The organism is Microbacterium sp. MMO-113 (assembly GCF_037148555.1).
In the GTDB taxonomy this organism is placed as follows: domain Bacteria; phylum Actinomycetota; class Actinomycetes; order Actinomycetales; family Microbacteriaceae; genus Microbacterium.
The window spans coordinates 1,358,975-1,375,935 of sequence record NZ_JBBCTD010000001.1 but is presented as its reverse complement, the minus strand read 5'-3'; the positions used below and the strand labels follow the sequence as shown (position 1 = coordinate 1,375,935).

Below are 16,961 nucleotides of genomic sequence, written 5' to 3'. Positions count from 1 at the left end.
TAGTTCGTACATCCGACATTGCTCCGCGGTTGTCCACAGGGCTCTCCGCGCCTTCCTGGATCTCCCTAACCTGCGGGGATGGACATCCGTCTCGCCCTCCTCGGCCTCGTGCATGGCGGCCTCCTCGCGATCGGCATCCTGCTGACCGTGATCGACGCCCGCACGCACCGCCTCCCGAACCGCATCGTGCTGCCGACCCTGTTCCTGCTGCTCCTGGCTGCGGCCGCCGACGCCGTCGTCACCGCCGACGCGGCCGCGCTGGGGCGGGGCCTGCTCGGGTCCCTCGTGCTCGGCGGCTTCTATGCGGCCCTGCGGCTGCTCAGCCGGGCGGGCATGGGTGGAGGAGATGTGAAGCTCGCCCTCGTGATCGGGCTCGTCCTCGCCTGGCACGGCTGGGGCGCGTTCCTCCTCGGCGCCTCGTCCGCCTTCGTGCTCGGAGCGGTCTACGCGCTCGTGCTCCTCGCCGCGGGACGGGCCGACCGGAGGACCCGCATCGCCTTCGGCCCGTGGATGATCGCGGGGGCGGTCCTCGGCGTCCTCGGCGGCTGACCGGGCAGGTCGCCCCGAATGAGGGAGGGCAGCGCTACCCTGGGCACATGGCACTCGCACGACTTCACGGTGGCCCGCTGGACGGGCAGATCATCCCCCTCGACGACGACGCGGACGACAAGCTGATCGTCCCCTACAGCGAGACGCAGGTGGTCTACAACCGCCGCGGCGAGCCGCAGAACACGGGCGAGGGCGATGGCCCCACCGAGATCGACTACTGGTTCGAGGAAGCCCTCGAAGACCTCACGCTCGAGGATGACTGAGCCCTCTCGCACCGTCGAGGTCGAGCGCACGTACGACGTCGACGAGGGGACGCCCCTGCCCGACTGGACGGCGATCCCCGGCGTCGACGCCGTCTCGCCCGGCGAGCACCGCGCTCTCGACGCCCGCTACCTGGACACCGCGGATGGAACGCTGGCCCGTGCCGGCGTCGCGGTGCGCCGTCGCTCCGGGGGCCCGGACGAGGGATGGCACATCAAGGGTCCGCGGCAGGGCGACGGCCGGGTCGAGCAGGGCTGGCCCCTCGGTGGCGAGGAGCTCCCGACGGCGGTGCGTGAGGCGATCGCCGCCTGGACGACCGCGCCGCTGGAGCCGCTCGCGCGCATCGAGAACGACCGGACGGCCTACCTCCTCACCGGACCGGACGGCGTCGTGGCGGAGTTCGTCGACGACCGTGTGCGCGCGACCGATCTGCGCAGCGGAACACGTCGGGCGTGGCGGGAGTGGGAGGTCGAACTCGGACCGGCGGCTCCGTCCGACGACGCCGGTCGTGCGGCGTTCTTCGCGGCGATCGAGACCGCCGTGCGCACCGCCGGTGCACGAGCGGCCGGCTCCGATTCGAAGCTCGCCCGGGCTCTCGGCTTCTAGGCCTCCCACCCTCCGGAAGCAACCCCTTTCCGGGTGGGCGTCCGGGGTGGTTGAGTGACGACATGAGTCGACCGCCCGTGCTCCGATCGCTGCAGACGATCGTCCCCGAGACCGTCATCGTGCAGGAGCAGGTGCGCGACGTCTTCGCCGCGCAGCCCGACCTGGGACGGCTGGCGCAGCGCATCGTGGCGACGTCGTTCAACGTCTCCGGCATCGACACGCGGCACACCGTGATCGCGGAGCTCGCCGAAGACGCCGCTCCGGACGAGCCGCTGTTCTACGACCGCGGTTCGGGAAGGCTGCTGGCGCCGGGCACGAAGGCGCGCAACGACGTCTATACGCGTGAGGCTTCCCGTCTTTTCGTCGAGGCCGCGCGCCGCGCCCTCGAGGCGGACCCCGACCTGGACGCGGCGGACGTGACGCACGTCATCACGGTCTCCTGTACGGGCTTCCACGCCCCGGGACCCGAATACGAGATCGTGCGCGGGCTCGGCCTGTCCGACGCCGTGCAGCGCTACCACCTCGGCTTCATGGGGTGCTATGCCTCGATGCCGGCTCTGCGCGCGGCCGCACAGTTCTGCGCGGCCGAGGAGAACGCCGTCGTCCTCGTCGTCAGCGTCGAGCTGTGCACGCTGCACCTGCGCTCCTCCGAGGATCCGGACACCATCGTGGCCTCCTCCCTGTTCGCCGACGGGGCGGCCGCGGGGATCGTGACGGCACGGGACCTGCCCACGGCCGTCCCCGCCCTCCGGCTCGACGGCTTCCACACCGCGATCGTGCCGGAGGGTGTCGACGACATGGCCTGGACGATCGGCGACTCCGGTTTCGAGATGATCCTGTCGACCGCCGTCCCGCAGATCATCGGCGAGTCGATCATCGGGGCACTCGCGCCGCTCTACGGGCGGGAGGAGGGGCTGGCGGAGGCCTTCGCCGCTGGGCAGGTGGGGGACCGGGTGCGCCACTGGGCGATCCATCCCGGCGGACGGAGCATCCTCGACCGCGTGCAGGAGCGGATGGCGCTGAGCGATGCGCAGCTGCGGCCCGCGCGCGAGACGCTCCGGGAGTACGGGAACATGTCGAGTGCGACGGTGCTGTTCGTGCTGAAACGCATCCTCGAACAGGAGGGTGCGGAGCCCGGCGACCGCGTGGCGGCGATGGCCTTCGGGCCTGGCCTCACCGCCGAGAGCGCGTTGCTGACCGTCGTCGCACCCGCACCGTGAGCGTGGATCTGTCGGCGCGCGCCGCCGAGCTCGTCGAGCTCATGGACGACCCCGACGCGGATGAGGAGGCGCTCGGTCGCACGTACCGACGCTTCAGCGCCGTCAACGCGGTCGTCTCGCGCCCCGGGCGGCTGTACCGCCGCGACATCCGTCCCCGGGCGGCGTCCGGGCATCCGCTGCGCATCCTCGACATCGGTGCCGGCGGGGGAGACCTGTGTCGCGACCTCGTCCGCCGACTGCGGCGCGACGGCCTCCGGGCCGACATCACCGCTCTGGACGCCGACGAGCGCGCGATCCGCTGGGCCTCGGCACACGACGACGGCGCGGGGATCCACTATCGTCACGCACTCTCCAGCGACCTCGTGGCGGCGGGCGAGACCTATGACATCGTCCTCTCCAACCACGTCCTCCATCACCTCGACGCCGCAGCGCTGCACGCGGTGCTCGCCGACTCCCGTGCGCTGGTGGGCGATCGCGGACTCGTCTCCCACCACGACATCGCCCGCAGCCGTCTGGCCTATGGGGCGTTCACGGCCGGGACCTGGCCGTTCGCGCGGAACCTCCTCGCCGGGTCCTTCATCCGGGTCGACGGTCTCCTGAGCATCCGCCGCTCGTACACTCCGCAGGAGCTCGCGGCGGTGGCCCCGTCGGCCTGGGAGGTGCGGTCGCACCTGCCCGCACGGCTCGAGCTGCGCTGGGAGGGCGCAGATGGTCGACCATGACGTCCTCGTGGTGGGAGGCGGTCCGGTCGGGCTGCTCCTCGCCTGCCTCGTGGCGCAGGACGGCCGTCGGGTGCGCGTGTGCGAGCGTCGCACGGACCCGGGCACGCAGACGCGCGCGATCGGGATCCACCGTCCGGGGCTCGATGCCCTCGATGCGGCCGGGGTGGGCACCGCGGTGCGCTCCGAGGCGCTCCGCCTGTCCGGCGGGGAGGTCCGCAGTCGCGGGCGGCGGCTCGCCGCCCTGACCTTCCCGTCCGAACGTCCGATCCTCACGCTCGCGCAGCCGCGCTCCGAGGAATTGCTGCGGGGCCGCCTCCGGGCGCTGCGACCCGATGCGCTGCAGTCCGGCTCCGTCGTCCGCTCGGTCCGCGACGAGGGACCGTTCGTGCGGGTCGGGATCGACGGCGAGCATGGACGTCGGGAGGAGACGGCGTCGATCGTGGTCGTCGCCGACGGCGTGCGGAGTCCTCTGCGGGCGGCGTTCGGTGCCGGCTGGGACCCGCGGTCGGGGAGCGCCGACTACGCGATGCTCGACGTCGACGCCCCGCAGACCGACGATCGTGCCGTGCTGTACTTCGAGCCGGACGGCCTCGTCGAGTCCTTCCCCTTGCCGGGTGGGCGGCACCGCTGGGTGGTGCGCGAAGACCGTGGCAGGACGGTGACCTCGGCCGCTGAGCTGGCAGGTCTCGTCGCGCAGCGGACGGGGCACGCCCTCGACGTGGACCCCGCCGCGCCCATGTCGTCGTTCCGCGCGGCCCAGCACGCCGCGCGACGGCTGCACCGCGGACGGATCGTCCTGCTCGGGGACGCCGCGCGCGAGGTGAGCCCCATCGGCGGTCAGGGCATGAACCTCGGCTGGGCGGATGCGCTCCGGCTGAGGGACGCGTTGCGCCGGACCGACCGGGGCGCCGTCCCCGTCCTGGACGGCTTCGCCCGAGAGGTCCGGAGGACCACGCGGATGGCGCATCGCCGTTCCGCGTTCTTCATGGCGATGGGGGCTCCGGCGATCGCGCCGGTCGTCGCCGTCCGGGAGGGGCTGGTCGGCGTGCTCGGCTCTACGCCACTGCGCGGGTGGACGACCGGCCTCATCACGATGCGCGGCCTGTGACGCGAGAAGGCCCGGTCCGCGATGCGCGGACCGGGCCTTCTCGAGGCGTCGGATCAGAAGTTGATCATGTGGCCGGCCAGGCCGTGGAAGCCCTCCTGCAGCGCCTCCGACAGCGTCGGGTGCGTGTGCACGTTGCGGGCCAGCTCGAGAGCCGTGAGGTCCCACTTCTGCGCGAGCGTGAGCTCGGGCAGCAGCTCCGACACGTCGGGACCGATCATGTGCGCGCCGATGAGCTCCAGGTGCTCGGCATCGGCGATGAGCTTGACGAAGCCGACCGGCTCGCCGAGGCCATGCGCCTTGCCGTTGGCCATGAACGGGAAGGTCGCGACCTTGATCTCACGCCCCTCGTCCTTGGCCTGCTGCTCGGTGAGCCCGAACGATGCGACCTGCGGGGAGCAGAACGTGGCGCGCGGCATCATGCGGTAGTCGCCCAGCGTCTGGGTCTCAGCACCGCCGATGGTCTCGGCCGCCACGACGCCCTGGGCCTCGGCCACGTGGGCGAGCTGCAGCTTGGCGGTGACGTCGCCGATGGCGTAGATGCCCTCGACGTTGGTGCGCATGTGGTCGTCGATGTCGATCGCGCCGCGCTCCGTCAGCTTCACACCGGTCTTGTCGAGTCCGAAGCCCTCGACGTTCGGGGCGAACCCGACCGACATGAGCACCTTGTCGGCCTCGATCGACGCCTGCTGGCCGTCCTTGCCGGTGTAGGAGACGGTGACGGAGGAACCGTTATCGACGACCGACTCGACCTTGGTGGAGGTGAGGATGTCGACGCCGTAGTTCTTGTACTGCTTCGTGATCTCCTTCGACACGTCGGCGTCCTCGTTGGGGAGGGCGCGGTCGAGGAACTCGATGATCGTGACCTTCACGCCGTAGTTCGTCATCACGTAGGCGAACTCCATGCCGATGGCGCCGGCGCCGACGATCACGATGGACTTCGGCAACTCACGGGAGAGGATCTGCTCCTCGTAGGTCACGACGTTGTCGCTGAGCTGCACACCGGGAAGCAGGCGGACCTTCGATCCCGTCGCGATGATCGCGTTGTCGAACGTGACCTCCTCGGTGGAGCCGTCCGCCTTCGCGACCGAGATGGCCTTCGGGCCGGTGAAGGTGCCGCGGCCGTCGTACTCGGTCACCTTGTTCTTCTTCATGAGGAAGTGGATGCCCTTGACCCGGCCGTCCGCGACGACGCGGCTGCGGTCGAACGCCTTGCCGTAGTCGATCGTGAACTCTCCGGAGATCCCGAAGAAGTCGGCCTTGTGGTTCAGGGTGTGCGCGATCTCCGCGTTCTTCAGGAGCGCCTTGGAGGGGATGCAGCCGACGTTGAGGCAGACACCACCCCAGTACTTCTCCTCGATGATCGCGGTGGACAGGCCGAGCTGTGCGCTGCGAACCGCAGCGACGTATCCGCCAGGACCTGCACCAAGGATGACGACGTCGTAATGTGGCATGTCTTAAGCCTATCGCTCAGAGGGGGCGTCGGAATCGGTGGGGGCCGGTCCCCGAGGGCGGCGCACGATGAGCCAGACGACCGCGCTCAGCGCGGCGAGCACGCCCAGGATCACCAGCACCCAGATCCATGGGGAAGCGGCTCCGGCGTCGTCTCCCGCGTCCGGTGCCGTCGTCGCGGTCGCCTCGGGGGTAGCGGTCTGCTCCGTCGTCGGCGCCGCGGTCGGGGGAGCGGTGGTGGGCTCGCCCGTCGCGGCGCCCTCGTCGCCGACGGTGACGGTGAAGGAGAACTCTCCGGACGTCGGGTGGCCGTCGCTCGAGACGACCTTCCAGACGACGCGGTACTCCCCGGCGGGGCCCGAGCCGGTCAGGGGCTGGGTCACGATCGCCCCGTCGACCGTGGGGGCGCCGTCGATCACGGACTCGCCGGCCGGATCGGTGACGGTGAGCTCCGTCGCACCCTCCCCCTCGATGAGCTTGGCGCTGAAGGTGAGGGTCAGCTCCGCGGGCAGGGTCTCCACACTGCTGTCCGCCGCAGGCGACGACGACACGAGAGCGTCGTGGGCCGAAGCCGACAGCGGCGGGGAGAAGAGGACGAGGAACGCGGCGAGGAGGGTGGCTACGAGGGCGATCGGGGCCGCCGGGCGGCGCAGAGCTGTGGTCTTCACGAGTCCAGCCTATGAATCCCCGGTATGGGACCGCTGAGTGCGAAAGCGGCCTCCCGCGCACCCCTTCGTATCGGATAGTCTGGACAGCCAGGAGGGCACAGTGACAGACAGCGACAGCCGACCGGCCGGTGAAGCCGCCATCCATCGCTCCGGCGAGCCGAGACACGATGTGACGCAGACGTTCGGACACGATTCCGATCTGTCGTTCGTCCCGTTCGGCGTGGAGTTGACCGATGTCGAGCAGTCGGCCATCGCGGCGCTGCCCTCGGGCTCGGCTCTGCTGCTCGTCCGTTCCGGAGCGCTCGCCGGTGCGCGGTATCTCCTCGACACCGACGTGACCACCGTCGGCCGCCACCCGGAAGCCGACATCTTCTTCGACGACGTCACGGTGTCCCGCCGTCACGCGGAGATCACCCGGACCGGGACGACGTTCGAGATCATCGATCAGCGCTCCCTCAACGGCACTTATGTGAACGGGGAGCGCGTGGACCGCAGCCCCCTGGCGGACGGTTCCGAGCTGCGCGTCGGCAAGTTCCGTCTGAACTTCTTCGCGTCCCCGCTCGACCGCGCGGCGAACGCCTGATGGCGGCAACGCCCGCCCGCGAACGCTCGGCGTCCGCGGGCCTGCTGAGTATCGGTCAGGTGCTCGCACGCCTCACTCCGGAGTTCCCCGACCTGACCTCCAGCAAGCTGCGGTTTCTCGAGGTGCAGGGCATCGTCCGGCCCTCCCGCACCGAGTCCGGCTACCGGAAGTTCTCCTCCGCCGATATCGAGCGGCTCCGTCTGGGACTGACGCTGCAGCGGGATCACTACCTTCCGCTCAGCGTCATCCGTGAGCAGCTCGACGAGGCGGAGGCCTCGGGGGAGACGGCGGCCCTCACGCCGCCGCCCTCGATCGCCCCGGCCCCGCGCCGTTATCGCCGTGAGGAGTTGCTGGCTGCAGCCGGCGCGGGTCCCCAGCTGCTCAACGACGCCATCAGCACCGGGGTCATCACCGCGCAGGAGACCTACTCGGACTCCACCGTCGCGCTGCTCCGTGGGCTTGTCGCCCTCGACCGGCACGGCATCGAGCCGCGTCATCTCCGCTCCCTGCGACAGGGAGCGGAGCGTGAGGTGTCGCTCATCGAGTCGGCGCTCTCCACGTTGCTGCGCCGGACCGATGCCGCCTCGCGAGCGCGCGCCAATGAACTCGCGCCGGAACTGGCCACACGGATCGACGACGTCCGGACCTTGTTCGTGAAGGACGCACTCACGCGGATCCTTTCGTAACGAACTGATTGCGACACACCTTCGGCGTCGCACGGATGTCGTTGCCGGTGCCGGGACCCTGCTCTACCGTGGAGATAACCGTTCCAGGGAGGATTTCAGATGAATGCGGATGAGCTCGCAGGCGACCCGCGGTTCGTGACCGAACTCCTCTTCACCGACGGTCTGCCCGCGATGGACGATGAGGTCGGCTATCGCGGTGCCGTGGCGGCCCGCGCGGCCGGTATCACCTACCGTCAGCTCGACTACTGGGCACGCACCGAGCTCGTCGAGCCCACGGTGCGCGGTGCGAACGGCTCCGGTTCCCAGCGCCTCTACGGCTTCCGCGACATCCTCGTCCTGAAGCTCGTGAAGAGCCTGCTCGACACCGGGATCTCCCTGCAGCAGATCCGCACCGCGGTGGACGAGCTCCGCCGCGCCGGTATCCGCGACCTCGCAGGGACGACCCTCATGAGCGACGGGGCGTCGGTCTACCTCTGCACGTCGAACGACGAGGTGATCGACCTGGTCAGCCGCGGTCAGGGTGTCTTCGGTATCGCGGTCGGCAAGGTCCTGCGTGAGGTGGAGTCGACGCTCGTCGCCTTCGACGCCTCCGCTCCCGACCCCGTCGACGAGCTCTCCGCCCGTCGCGCCAAGCGCTCCGCCTGACGGCCCCCGCTCCACGAAGAACGGCCACCCTCGAAGAGGATGGCCGTTTCGTCGTTCCGGGGTCTCAGCTCTGCGGCCCGGTCTCCGGGACGGGGATCCGACCCGTGCGGATGATGCGGTCGAGGAGTTGGTCGAAGTCTGCGGCGAGTTCCTGCGCCGAGTCGCCGGGCCAGATGTGCAGCGGCTTCGCGGCGCCCTGCGCCTGCTGGAGGGAGGTGCGCTCCGGCAGCTGCGGCGAGAGGACGAGGGGGCCGAACATGTCCCGCAGCTCCTTGATGCGGAACTGATGCTCGATCGACTGCGGGCGCACGCGGTTGACGACGATGCCCAGCGGCTGGAGGCGCGGGGAGAGGCCGCGGCGGATCTCCTCGATCGCACGCAGGGCACGGTCCGCTGCCGCCACGGAGAAGAGTCCGGGCTCAGTGACGACCATGACGCGGTCGCTCGCCGCCCACGCAGTACGGGTGAGGGCGTTCAGCGAGGGCGCGCAGTCGATGAGCACGAGGTCGTAGTCCGCCTCGACCGCAGCGAGCGCCTCCTCGAGCTTCCACACATCGCGGACGCTCGGGTGCGGGCCGTCGAAGTTGATGGCGGACGGACTGCCGATCAGCACGTCGATCGTGCCGGGGTGGACCTTGGCCCAGCCGCTGGAGGTGATCGCCTGACGGACGGTCTTCTCCTTCGGGTTCGCCAGCACATCGGCGATGTTGAGTCGTCCCGCGACCTGGATGTCCATCCCGGTGGAGACGTCGGACTGCGGGTCGAGGTCGACGACGAGCGTCCGGACACCCCGGGCGAAAGCCGCGGAGGCCAGCCCGAGTGTCACGGTCGTCTTGCCGACGCCCCCCTTGAGAGAGCTGACGCTGAGTACGTGCACGGAGACCACGTTACCTTCCCCTAGGCTGGGGGAACACTCAGCCCCGCCCCATGTGCGTGCCTCGGCCGTGCATCGAGCTCTCAGAGGTGTGCATGTTCCAGAAGATCCTTGTGGCGAATCGTGGCGAGATCGCGATCCGGGCATTCCGGGCAGCGGTCGAGGTGGGGGCGCGCACCGTCGCCGTCTTCCCGCACGAGGACCGCGGCTCGGTCCACAGGCTCAAGGCCGACGAGGCGTACGAGATCGGCGAGCGCGGCCATCCGGTCCGCGCCTACCTCGATGTCGACGAGATCATCCGCGTGGCCACCGAGGCCGGCGCCGACGCCATCTACCCCGGATACGGCTTCCTCTCGGAGAATCCGGAACTGGCGGAGAAGGCCGCGGCGAACGGCATCGTCTTCATCGGGCCGCCGGCGACGGTCCTCGAGATGGCCGGCAACAAGGTCGAGGCGAAGCGTCACGCCGTCGAAGCAGGCGTCCCCGTGCTCCGGTCCACCGAGGCTTCGGACGACGTCGATGCGCTCGTAGCCCAGGCGGAGGAGATCGGGTTCCCCCTCTTCGCCAAGGCGGTCGCCGGAGGAGGAGGCCGCGGCATGCGGCGCGTCGAGACGCTCGGCGATCTCGGACCGGCCCTCGCCGAGGCCATGCGGGAAGCCGGCAGCGCCTTCGGCGACCCCCGGATGTTCCTCGAGCAGGCCGTCGTGCGGCCGCGGCACATCGAGGTGCAGATCCTCGCGGACAAGACCGGTGAGACGGTGCACCTGTTCGAGCGGGACTGCTCCGTCCAGCGGCGGCATCAGAAGGTCGTCGAGATCGCTCCCGCCCCCAACCTCGATGACGACGTGCGCCAGGCCCTGCACGGCTACGCCGTGGCTTTCGCCCGCTCCATCGGCTATGAGAACGCGGGGACCGTCGAGTTCCTGCTGGAGACGGCGGGGGAGCGCGCCGGCGAGGTCGTGTTCATCGAGATGAACCCGCGCATCCAGGTCGAGCACACGGTCACCGAGGAGGTGACCGACGTCGACCTCGTGCAGAGCCAGATGCGCATCGCCGCGGGGCAGACCCTCGCCGAGCTCGGACTGCAGCAGGAGAACCTGCACCTGCGCGGCGCCGCACTGCAATGCCGCATCACCACGGAGGACCCGACGCAGGGCTTCCGACCCGACACCGGGAAGATCACCACCTACCGCTCGCCCGGCGGCGCGGGGATCCGTCTCGATGGCGGCACCGTTCACCAGGGTGCCCAGATCAGCCCGCACTTCGACTCGATGCTGGCGAAGCTGACCTGCCGCGGCCGCGATTTCCCCGCCGCCGTCGCCCGTGCGCGCCGTGCCCTCGCCGAGTTCCGCATCCGCGGGGTCTCCACGAACATCCCCTTCCTCCAGGCTCTGCTCGACGACGAGGCGTTCATCCGGGGCGACGTCAGCACGTCCTTCATCGACGAGCGGCCGGAGCTGCTCCGCGGACGCGCCTCGAAGGACCGCGGGACGAAGATCCTCAACTGGCTCGTCGACGTCACGGTGAACAAGCCGCACGGCGCTCACCCCGGCGTCATCGACCCCGCGACCAAGCTGCCGCCCATCGACCTGGCGGCCGAACCGGCGCCCGGATCCCGGCAGCGGCTGCTCGAGGTCGGTCCCGAGGAGTTCGCTCGCGGCCTGCGTGCGCAGAGCGCCCTCGCGATCACCGACACGACCTTCCGCGACGCGCACCAGTCGCTGCTCGCGACCCGGGTCCGCACGAAGGACCTCGTCGCCGCCGCTCCGTACCTCGCCCGGCTCACACCGGAGCTGCTCTCTGTCGAGGCCTGGGGAGGCGCCACGTACGACGTCGCGCTCCGCTTCCTGGGAGAGGACCCGTGGGAGCGACTGGACAAGCTGCGGGCGGCCCTCCCGAACGTCGCCATCCAGATGCTCCTCCGCGGTCGGAACACGGTCGGCTACACGCCGTACCCGACGGCGGTGACCGAGGCTTTCGTCGCGGAGGCGGCGGCGAGCGGCGTCGACATCTTCCGCATCTTCGACGCGCTCAACGACGTGGAACAGATGCGCCCGGCGATCGAGGCGGTCCGCGCCACGGGGACCGCGGTCGCGGAGGTCGCGCTCTGCTACACCGGCGATCTGCTGGATCCGGCGGAGCAGCTCTACACGCTCGACTACTACCTCGGGCTCGCGGATCAGATCGTCGCCGCCGGCGCGCACATCCTCGCGATCAAGGACATGGCGGGCCTGCTCCGCCCCGCCGCGGCCGCGAAGCTCGTCACGGCGCTCCGGGAGCGCTTCGACCTGCCCGTGCATCTGCACACCCACGACACTCCGGGCGGACAGCTCGCCACCCTGCTCGCGGCCAGCGCCGCCGGCGTCGATGCGGTGGACGCTGCGTCGGCCCCGCTGTCCGGCACGACCAGTCAGCCGTCCCTGTCGTCTCTCGTCGCCGCCCTCGCCCACACGGAGCGGGACAGCGGGATCTCGCTCGCCGCCGTCTCGGACCTTGAGCCCTACTGGGAGGCGGTGCGTCGCCAGTACGCACCGTTCGAGTCGGGGCTTCCGGGGCCCACCGGACGCGTGTACCACCACGAGATCCCCGGCGGTCAGCTGTCGAACCTCCGGCAGCAGGCCAAGGCTCTCGGCCTCGCCGACGACTTCGAACTCATCGAGGACATGTACGCCGCCGCGGACCGCATCCTCGGACGCGTGCCGAAGGTCACCCCGTCGTCGAAGGTCGTGGGCGACCTCGCTCTGCACCTCGCCGCGGTGAACGCCGATCCCGCGGACTTCGAGGCGAACCCCGGGAAGTACGACGTGCCGGACTCCGTGGTCGGGTTCATGGCGGGCGAGCTCGGCGACCTCCCCGGTGGCTGGCCCGAGCCCTTCCGCTCCAAGGTGCTCGCCGGCCGTTCCGTGCGAACCGGCCTCACGGCGCTGACGGACCAGGACGAGGCGGAGCTGGCCGGGACGAGCGCGCAGCGGCGCTCCCGCCTGAACACGCTGCTGTTCCCCGCGCCCACGGCTGAGTTCGCGGAGCGGCGCGAGCAGTACGGCGATCTCTCCGTGCTCGACACCAGCGACTATCTCTACGGGCTGGTCCCCGGCCAGGAGCACCTCATCGAGATCGATCGTGGGGTGCAGCTGTACGTGGGGCTCGAAGCCATCGGCGAGGCGGACGACAAGGGCATGCGGACCGTGATGACGACCCTGAACGGTCAACTCCGGCCCGTGTTCGTGCGGGATCGCTCCATCGCCGTGGATGCACACGAGGTGGAGAAGGCGGACACGTCCGTCCCCGGCCAGGTGGCGGCGCCGTTCTCCGGAGTGGTCACCCTCAAGGCCGAGGTGGGGGCGACGGTGCGGGCCGGTGAGCCGGTCGCGTCGATCGAGGCGATGAAGATGGAGGCTGCCATCACGGCCCCCGTGGACGGGGTCGTCGAGCGGCACGCCATCGCCGAGACCCAGCAGGTGGACGCGGGTGATCTTTTGGTCGTGATCCGACCGGCGCACTAATCTTGTCCGGGCGAGGCCGCGCACCCTGGGCGCATCCCGAGGCCCGCACAGGTTGGAGTGACACGTGACCGCGAAGAACAACGCCGATCCCGAGGACAGTCCGCTGGGGGTGCTCGACGACGCTGCGTCCGTCGACACCGCCGGCATCGGCATCCTCGGCGGGACCGCGCAGGTGCGGGTGACCCTGCCGGCGGAGGAGGACGACGATCTCGCCGACGACGGTGTGGTGGTGGGAGAGGTCGGCATCGATCTCGTCGTCGATGACCTCACGCTCCCCGCAGCGCCCAAGCCTGTCCTGGATCCGCCGCGCCTCGATGACGTGATCGATGCGGTCGTGGTGGAGGAGCCCGCGCCGACGGCGGATGCCGCACCGGATCGGGTCGCCGAGGAGGAGGCTGCGGCTCTCTTCCTCGCCAAGGCCGGTGCCGACCGTACGGAGATCCCGGCGGCGAAGCCGGTGCGCGCTCCGCAGCCACCCGTGCAGAAGGAGACCACGATGCCCGCATCCGACGACAAGCCCGTCGCCTCCGCGCCCGCGCGTCCGGCGCCGCGCACCGATGTGACGCTCACCGCGAAGCGCCTCGACGAGTTGGGGGAGTCCGCCCGCGAATCCGCGGACCTCCTCACCACCGATCGCCTCCTCGACCCGCATCGTGTGGCAAAGCCGGAACCCGAGGGCGGGTGGAGCCATCTGCTCTACACGTTGTCCGGACGCCGACTGAACCTCGGTGATGGACGACGTGCGCGTGAGCGCAAGGAGCTCACCGCGCGGATCGCCGCGCCGCTCGCCGGCGGGGCCCGTTTCGTGCCGGTGCTCTCGCGTAAGGGCGGTGTGGGCAAGACCACGGTCACCGCGCTCCTCGGTATGGCCCTTGCGGACGCGAGGGAGGACCGGGTCATCGCGGTGGACGCGAACCCCGATCGGGGAACTCTCGCCGACCGGGTGCAGCGCGCCGCGCACGGCAAGTCCGTGCGCGACCTCGTCCGCATCCGGGACGACGTGCGGGGCTACCACGATGTCTCCGCCATCGTCGCTCGGGATGCGACGCGCCTCGATGTGCTCGCGTCGGACGCCGATCCCCGCGTCGCCGAGGCCTTCAGCGACGACGACTATCGCGACGTCGCCGATGTGGCCGCTCATTACTACTCGCTCGTCCTCACCGACACCGGCACCGGAATCGTCCATTCGGTGATGTCGGCCACCCTCGACCTCGCCGACCAGATCGTCATCGTCTCCGGTCTCAGCGTCGACGAGGCGCGACTGGCCTCCGAGACGCTCACGTGGCTGGAGACCAACGGGCACGCGCAGCAGGCGCGGGATGCGATCGTGGTGCTCAACCAGTCCACGCCCGGCACGCCGCTCGTGCGTCTCGGGGAGCTCCAGGCGCACTTCGCGTCGCGGGCCCGCAGTGTCGTGCGTGTGCCGTACGACCCGCAGATCGCCGCGGGCGGGACGATCGTCTTCGCGAACCTCCTCCCTGAGACGCGGAAGGCGGCGCGGGAACTCGCGGCGCTCCTCGTCGAGGGTCTCCGGGCGAAGGCCGCCTGATGACGGTCCGAGAGATCCGCATCTTCGGCGATCCCGTCCTGCGGACCGTCTGCGCGCCCATCGAGGAGATCGACGACGGCGTGCGCGCCCTGGTCGCCGATCTCCTGGAGACGGTCGAGCTCCCCGGTCGTGCCGGCGTGGCGGCCCCGCAGATCGGCGTCGCGCTCCGCGCCTTCAGCTACAACGTCGACGGCGAGATCGGATACGTCCTCAACCCCGTGCTCACGGAGGTGCGCGGCGAGCCCGAGCCGACGGGGGAGGGGTGCCTCTCGGTGCCGGGACTCTGGCACGATGCGCAGCGCCACCCCTGGGCCCGCGTCGAGGGGATCGACCTCGACGGGCGGCCGGTGGTGCTCGAGGGGGACGGCTTGCTCGCGCAGGCCCTCCAGCATGAGACCGACCACCTCGACGGCACGCTCTTCCTCTCCCGGCTCGACCCCGAGACCCGGAAGATCGCGATGCGCGAGGTGCGCGAGAGCTCCTGGTTCTAGCCCCGACCCACCCCCGTACGTACGAACCGGCCCCTTGCGCTCGCGCGCAAGGGGCCGGTTCGGTCAGAAGGGGGTGGGTCGACGAGGGTGTCAGCCGCCGATCGCGACGTTGGTGGTGGCGACGGGCTCGTCGTAGATCGCGGAGATCTCGTCGGCGAAGTCGTTCATGATGATGTTCCGCTTGATCGACAGCTTCGGGGTGAGGTGGCCGGAGGCCTCCGTCCACTCCGAGTCCAGGATCGTGAACTTGCGGATGGACTCCGCGCGCGACACCCGCTCGTTCGCGGCGTCCACGGCGCGCTGCACCTCGGCGCGGACCTGCGCGTTGGTCGAGGCCTCTGCCAGCGTCATCTTCTCGTCGAGACCGTTGTTCGCGAGCCAGGTCGGCAGCATCTCCGGGTCGAGGGTGACGAGGGCCGAGATGAACGGACGCTGGTCGCCGACGACGACGACCTGCCCGACGATCGGGTTCGCGCGGATCGGGTCCTCGAGGGCGGCCGGAGCGACGTTCTTGCCGCCCGCCGTGACGATGATCTCCTTCTTGCGCCCGGTGATCGTGAGGAATCCGTCGGCGTCGAAGCTGCCGATGTCGCCGGTGTGGAACCAGCCGCCCTCGCTGAACGCCTCGGCGGTGGCCTCGGGGTTGTTCCAGTACTCCTTGAACACGTTGATGCCACGCACCTCGATCTCGCCGTCGTCGGCGAGACGCACCCCGACGCCGGGAAGGGCGGGCCCGACCGTGCCGATCTTCGACTTCGAGGCGAGGTTCACCGTCGCGGGCGCCGTCGTCTCGGTCAGACCGTAGCCCTCGAGGATCACCACGCCGAGGCTGTGGAAGAAGTGGCCGAGGCGGGCGCCGAGGGGCGCGGATCCGGAGACGGCGTAGACGACGTTCCCGCCCATCGCCTCGCGCAGCTTGGAGTACACGAGCTTGTTGAACAGCGCGAACTTGAGCTTCATCCCGAACGGGATCTTCTTCCCCTCCTCGAGGAGCCGGGAGTGCTCGATCGCCACGTCGGCGGCCGCCCGGAAGATCTTGCCCTTGCCGCCCGCCTCGGCCTTCTGCTCGGCGGAGTTGTACACCTTCTCGAACACGCGGGGGACGGCCAGGAGGAAGGTCGGCTTGAACGACCCGAGCGCGGGCAGCAGCTGACGGGTGTCCGGCTGGTGCCCGGTGCGGACGCCCGCGTGCACGTTGAGGATCGAGATGAACCGGGCGAAGACGTGCGCCGTGGTGATGAAGAGCAGGGTGGAGGAGCCGGGGGTCTGCACGACTTCGTCGAGGGCCTTCGCGGAGTTGCGGGAGAGCTCGACGAAGTTGCTGTGCGTGAGCACGCAGCCCTTGGGTCGTCCCGTGGAGCCCGAGGTGTAGATGAGGGTCGCGATGTCCGAGCCGACGGCGAGGTTCCGGCGCCGCTGGATCTCGTCGTCGGAGACCGAGGCCCCCTGCGCGGTGAGCGTGTCGATGGCGCCCAGATGCAGCTGCCAGACCTCCCGGAGCAGCGGCAGGTCGCCGCGCACCTCGTCGACGCGGGCGAAGTGCTCCGGCGACTCGACGAGGAGCGCGATCGCGCCCGAGTCCTCGAGGATCCACTGGATCTGCGACGGGGAGCTCGTCTCGTAGATCGGCACCATCACGGCGCCGGCGTAGAACAGAGCGAAGTCGACGAGGCTCCACTCGTACGTGGTGCGGGCGAGGAAGCCCACCTTCTCGCCGGGCTGGATGCCGGCGGCGGCGAAGCCCTTCGCGAGCGCGATCACGGCGGTCTCGAAATCGGCGGCGGAGATGTCGCGCCATCCGTCGCCCTGCGGGACAGAGAACAACGCCCGGTCGGGAGTCGCCTCGACGCGCTTCGCAAGCAGGTCGGCGACGTTCGCGTCGGGATCGGCGGGGACGATCGCGGGGACTTCAAACTGGACCACGGCAGCTCCTTCGGTACCGGTCGGGCACGGGCGTTGGTCCGAGTCTAGGGCATGGCACCGGGTCGCGGTCAGGGTGAAACTCAGTCGCTTCGGGCGTCGAGAGACGAGAAACGTGGGGCGATGT

General features: G+C 70.3%; 16 protein-coding genes. 12 read left to right on the top strand and 4 right to left on the bottom strand.

Going from position 1 to position 16,961, the window contains the following annotated elements; all coding sequences use genetic code 11:
* Positions 1–78 precede the first annotated feature (78 nt).
* The 6 genes from WFJ36_RS06815 to WFJ36_RS06790 all read left to right on the top strand — a co-directional run bounded on the left by WFJ36_RS06815 (position 79) and on the right by WFJ36_RS06790 (position 4,466).
* A complete protein-coding gene (locus WFJ36_RS06815; RefSeq protein WP_071329863.1) occupies positions 79–549 on the top strand; it encodes a prepilin peptidase in 471 nt (156 codons plus the stop codon).
* A gap of 47 nt (positions 550–596) precedes the next feature.
* The gene (locus WFJ36_RS06810) at positions 597–812 is read left to right on the top strand and encodes a hypothetical protein (protein ID WP_025105115.1); all 216 of its coding nucleotides are present in this window, start codon (positions 597–599) and stop codon (positions 810–812) included.
* Positions 805–1,416 (top strand): CYTH domain-containing protein, encoded by a 612-nt coding sequence (locus WFJ36_RS06805; protein ID WP_071329862.1) that lies wholly within the window; start codon positions 805–807, stop codon positions 1,414–1,416. The genes WFJ36_RS06810 and WFJ36_RS06805 overlap by 8 nt, the downstream gene beginning before the upstream one ends.
* Positions 1,417–1,478: 62 nt before the next feature.
* Positions 1,479–2,636 (top strand): type III polyketide synthase, encoded by a 1,158-nt coding sequence (locus tag WFJ36_RS06800; RefSeq protein ID WP_292790693.1) that lies wholly within the window; start codon positions 1,479–1,481, stop codon positions 2,634–2,636.
* Entirely contained in the window at positions 2,633–3,358 is a 726-nt protein-coding gene (locus WFJ36_RS06795; protein WP_336642943.1) for a methyltransferase domain-containing protein, read from the top strand. The genes WFJ36_RS06800 and WFJ36_RS06795 overlap by 4 nt, the downstream gene beginning before the upstream one ends.
* A complete protein-coding gene (locus WFJ36_RS06790) occupies positions 3,345–4,466 on the top strand; it encodes an FAD-dependent oxidoreductase (RefSeq protein ID WP_336642942.1) in 1,122 nt (373 codons plus the stop codon). The genes WFJ36_RS06795 and WFJ36_RS06790 overlap by 14 nt, the downstream gene beginning before the upstream one ends.
* A gap of 53 nt (positions 4,467–4,519) precedes the next feature.
* Here WFJ36_RS06790 and lpdA read toward each other — a convergent pair whose 3' ends face one another.
* Both lpdA and WFJ36_RS06780 read right to left on the bottom strand, forming a co-directional pair.
* On the bottom strand, positions 4,520–5,917 hold the full coding sequence (gene lpdA, locus WFJ36_RS06785) for a dihydrolipoyl dehydrogenase (RefSeq protein ID WP_071329858.1): 1,398 nt from the start codon (positions 5,915–5,917) through the stop codon (positions 4,520–4,522).
* Positions 5,918–5,926: 9 nt separating this feature from the next.
* Entirely contained in the window at positions 5,927–6,583 is a 657-nt protein-coding gene (locus tag WFJ36_RS06780) for a copper resistance CopC family protein (protein ID WP_071329857.1), read from the bottom strand.
* A gap of 100 nt (positions 6,584–6,683) precedes the next feature.
* Between WFJ36_RS06780 and WFJ36_RS06775 the strand changes: the two genes are divergently transcribed.
* From WFJ36_RS06775 to WFJ36_RS06765, 3 genes are all read left to right on the top strand, one after another.
* Entirely contained in the window at positions 6,684–7,166 is a 483-nt protein-coding gene (locus WFJ36_RS06775) for an FHA domain-containing protein (protein ID WP_060921153.1), read from the top strand.
* Complete coding sequence (gene ftsR / locus WFJ36_RS06770; RefSeq protein WP_071329856.1) at positions 7,166–7,852, top strand: transcriptional regulator FtsR; 687 nt, start codon at positions 7,166–7,168, stop codon at positions 7,850–7,852. The genes WFJ36_RS06775 and ftsR overlap by 1 nt, the downstream gene beginning before the upstream one ends.
* 99 nt (positions 7,853–7,951) lie before the next feature.
* Positions 7,952–8,497, top strand: a complete 546-nt coding sequence (locus WFJ36_RS06765) for a MerR family transcriptional regulator (RefSeq protein WP_060921155.1) — start codon at positions 7,952–7,954, stop codon at positions 8,495–8,497.
* 64 nt (positions 8,498–8,561) lie between these two features.
* On the opposite strand, the gene WFJ36_RS06760 is transcribed toward WFJ36_RS06765, so the two are convergent.
* Positions 8,562–9,374, bottom strand: a complete 813-nt coding sequence (locus WFJ36_RS06760) for a ParA family protein (protein WP_060921164.1) — start codon at positions 9,372–9,374, stop codon at positions 8,562–8,564.
* A gap of 92 nt (positions 9,375–9,466) precedes the next feature.
* Between WFJ36_RS06760 and WFJ36_RS06755 the strand changes: the two genes are divergently transcribed.
* The 3 genes from WFJ36_RS06755 (at position 9,467) to def (ending at position 14,914) form a co-directional block, all read left to right on the top strand.
* Positions 9,467–12,874, top strand: a complete 3,408-nt coding sequence (locus tag WFJ36_RS06755; protein ID WP_336642941.1) for a pyruvate carboxylase — start codon at positions 9,467–9,469, stop codon at positions 12,872–12,874.
* Positions 12,875–12,938: 64 nt separating this feature from the next.
* Positions 12,939–14,423 (top strand): MinD/ParA family ATP-binding protein, encoded by a 1,485-nt coding sequence (locus tag WFJ36_RS06750; RefSeq protein ID WP_071329854.1) that lies wholly within the window; start codon positions 12,939–12,941, stop codon positions 14,421–14,423.
* Entirely contained in the window at positions 14,423–14,914 is a 492-nt protein-coding gene (gene def, locus WFJ36_RS06745; RefSeq protein ID WP_071329853.1) for a peptide deformylase, read from the top strand. Before WFJ36_RS06750 ends, def begins: the two co-directional genes overlap by 1 nt.
* 90 nt (positions 14,915–15,004) lie before the next feature.
* Here def and WFJ36_RS06740 read toward each other — a convergent pair whose 3' ends face one another.
* Positions 15,005–16,837: an AMP-dependent synthetase/ligase gene (locus WFJ36_RS06740; RefSeq protein WP_336642940.1), complete on the bottom strand. Its 1,833-nt coding sequence runs from the start codon at positions 16,835–16,837 to the stop codon at positions 15,005–15,007.
* Between the last annotated feature and the right edge of the window lie 124 nt (positions 16,838–16,961).

What these genes read in the sequence shown, in the direction of transcription:
- WFJ36_RS06815 (WP_071329863.1), top strand. Translation starts at nt 79, where the DNA reads ATGGACATCCGTCTCGCCCTCCTCGGCCTCGTGCATGGCGGCCTCCTC.
- WFJ36_RS06810 (WP_025105115.1), top strand. Translation starts at nt 597, where the DNA reads ATGGCACTCGCACGACTTCACGGTGGCCCGCTGGACGGGCAGATCATC.
- WFJ36_RS06805 (WP_071329862.1), top strand. Translation starts at nt 805, where the DNA reads ATGACTGAGCCCTCTCGCACCGTCGAGGTCGAGCGCACGTACGACGTC.
- WFJ36_RS06800 (WP_292790693.1), top strand. Translation starts at nt 1,479, where the DNA reads ATGAGTCGACCGCCCGTGCTCCGATCGCTGCAGACGATCGTCCCCGAG.
- WFJ36_RS06790 (WP_336642942.1), top strand. Translation starts at nt 3,345, where the DNA reads ATGGTCGACCATGACGTCCTCGTGGTGGGAGGCGGTCCGGTCGGGCTG.
- lpdA (WP_071329858.1), bottom strand. Translation starts at nt 5,917, where the DNA reads ATGCCACATTACGACGTCGTCATCCTTGGTGCAGGTCCTGGCGGATAC.
- ftsR (WP_071329856.1), top strand. Translation starts at nt 7,166, where the DNA reads ATGGCGGCAACGCCCGCCCGCGAACGCTCGGCGTCCGCGGGCCTGCTG.
- WFJ36_RS06765 (WP_060921155.1), top strand. Translation starts at nt 7,952, where the DNA reads ATGAATGCGGATGAGCTCGCAGGCGACCCGCGGTTCGTGACCGAACTC.
- WFJ36_RS06755 (WP_336642941.1), top strand. Translation starts at nt 9,467, where the DNA reads ATGTTCCAGAAGATCCTTGTGGCGAATCGTGGCGAGATCGCGATCCGG.
- def (WP_071329853.1), top strand. Translation starts at nt 14,423, where the DNA reads ATGACGGTCCGAGAGATCCGCATCTTCGGCGATCCCGTCCTGCGGACC.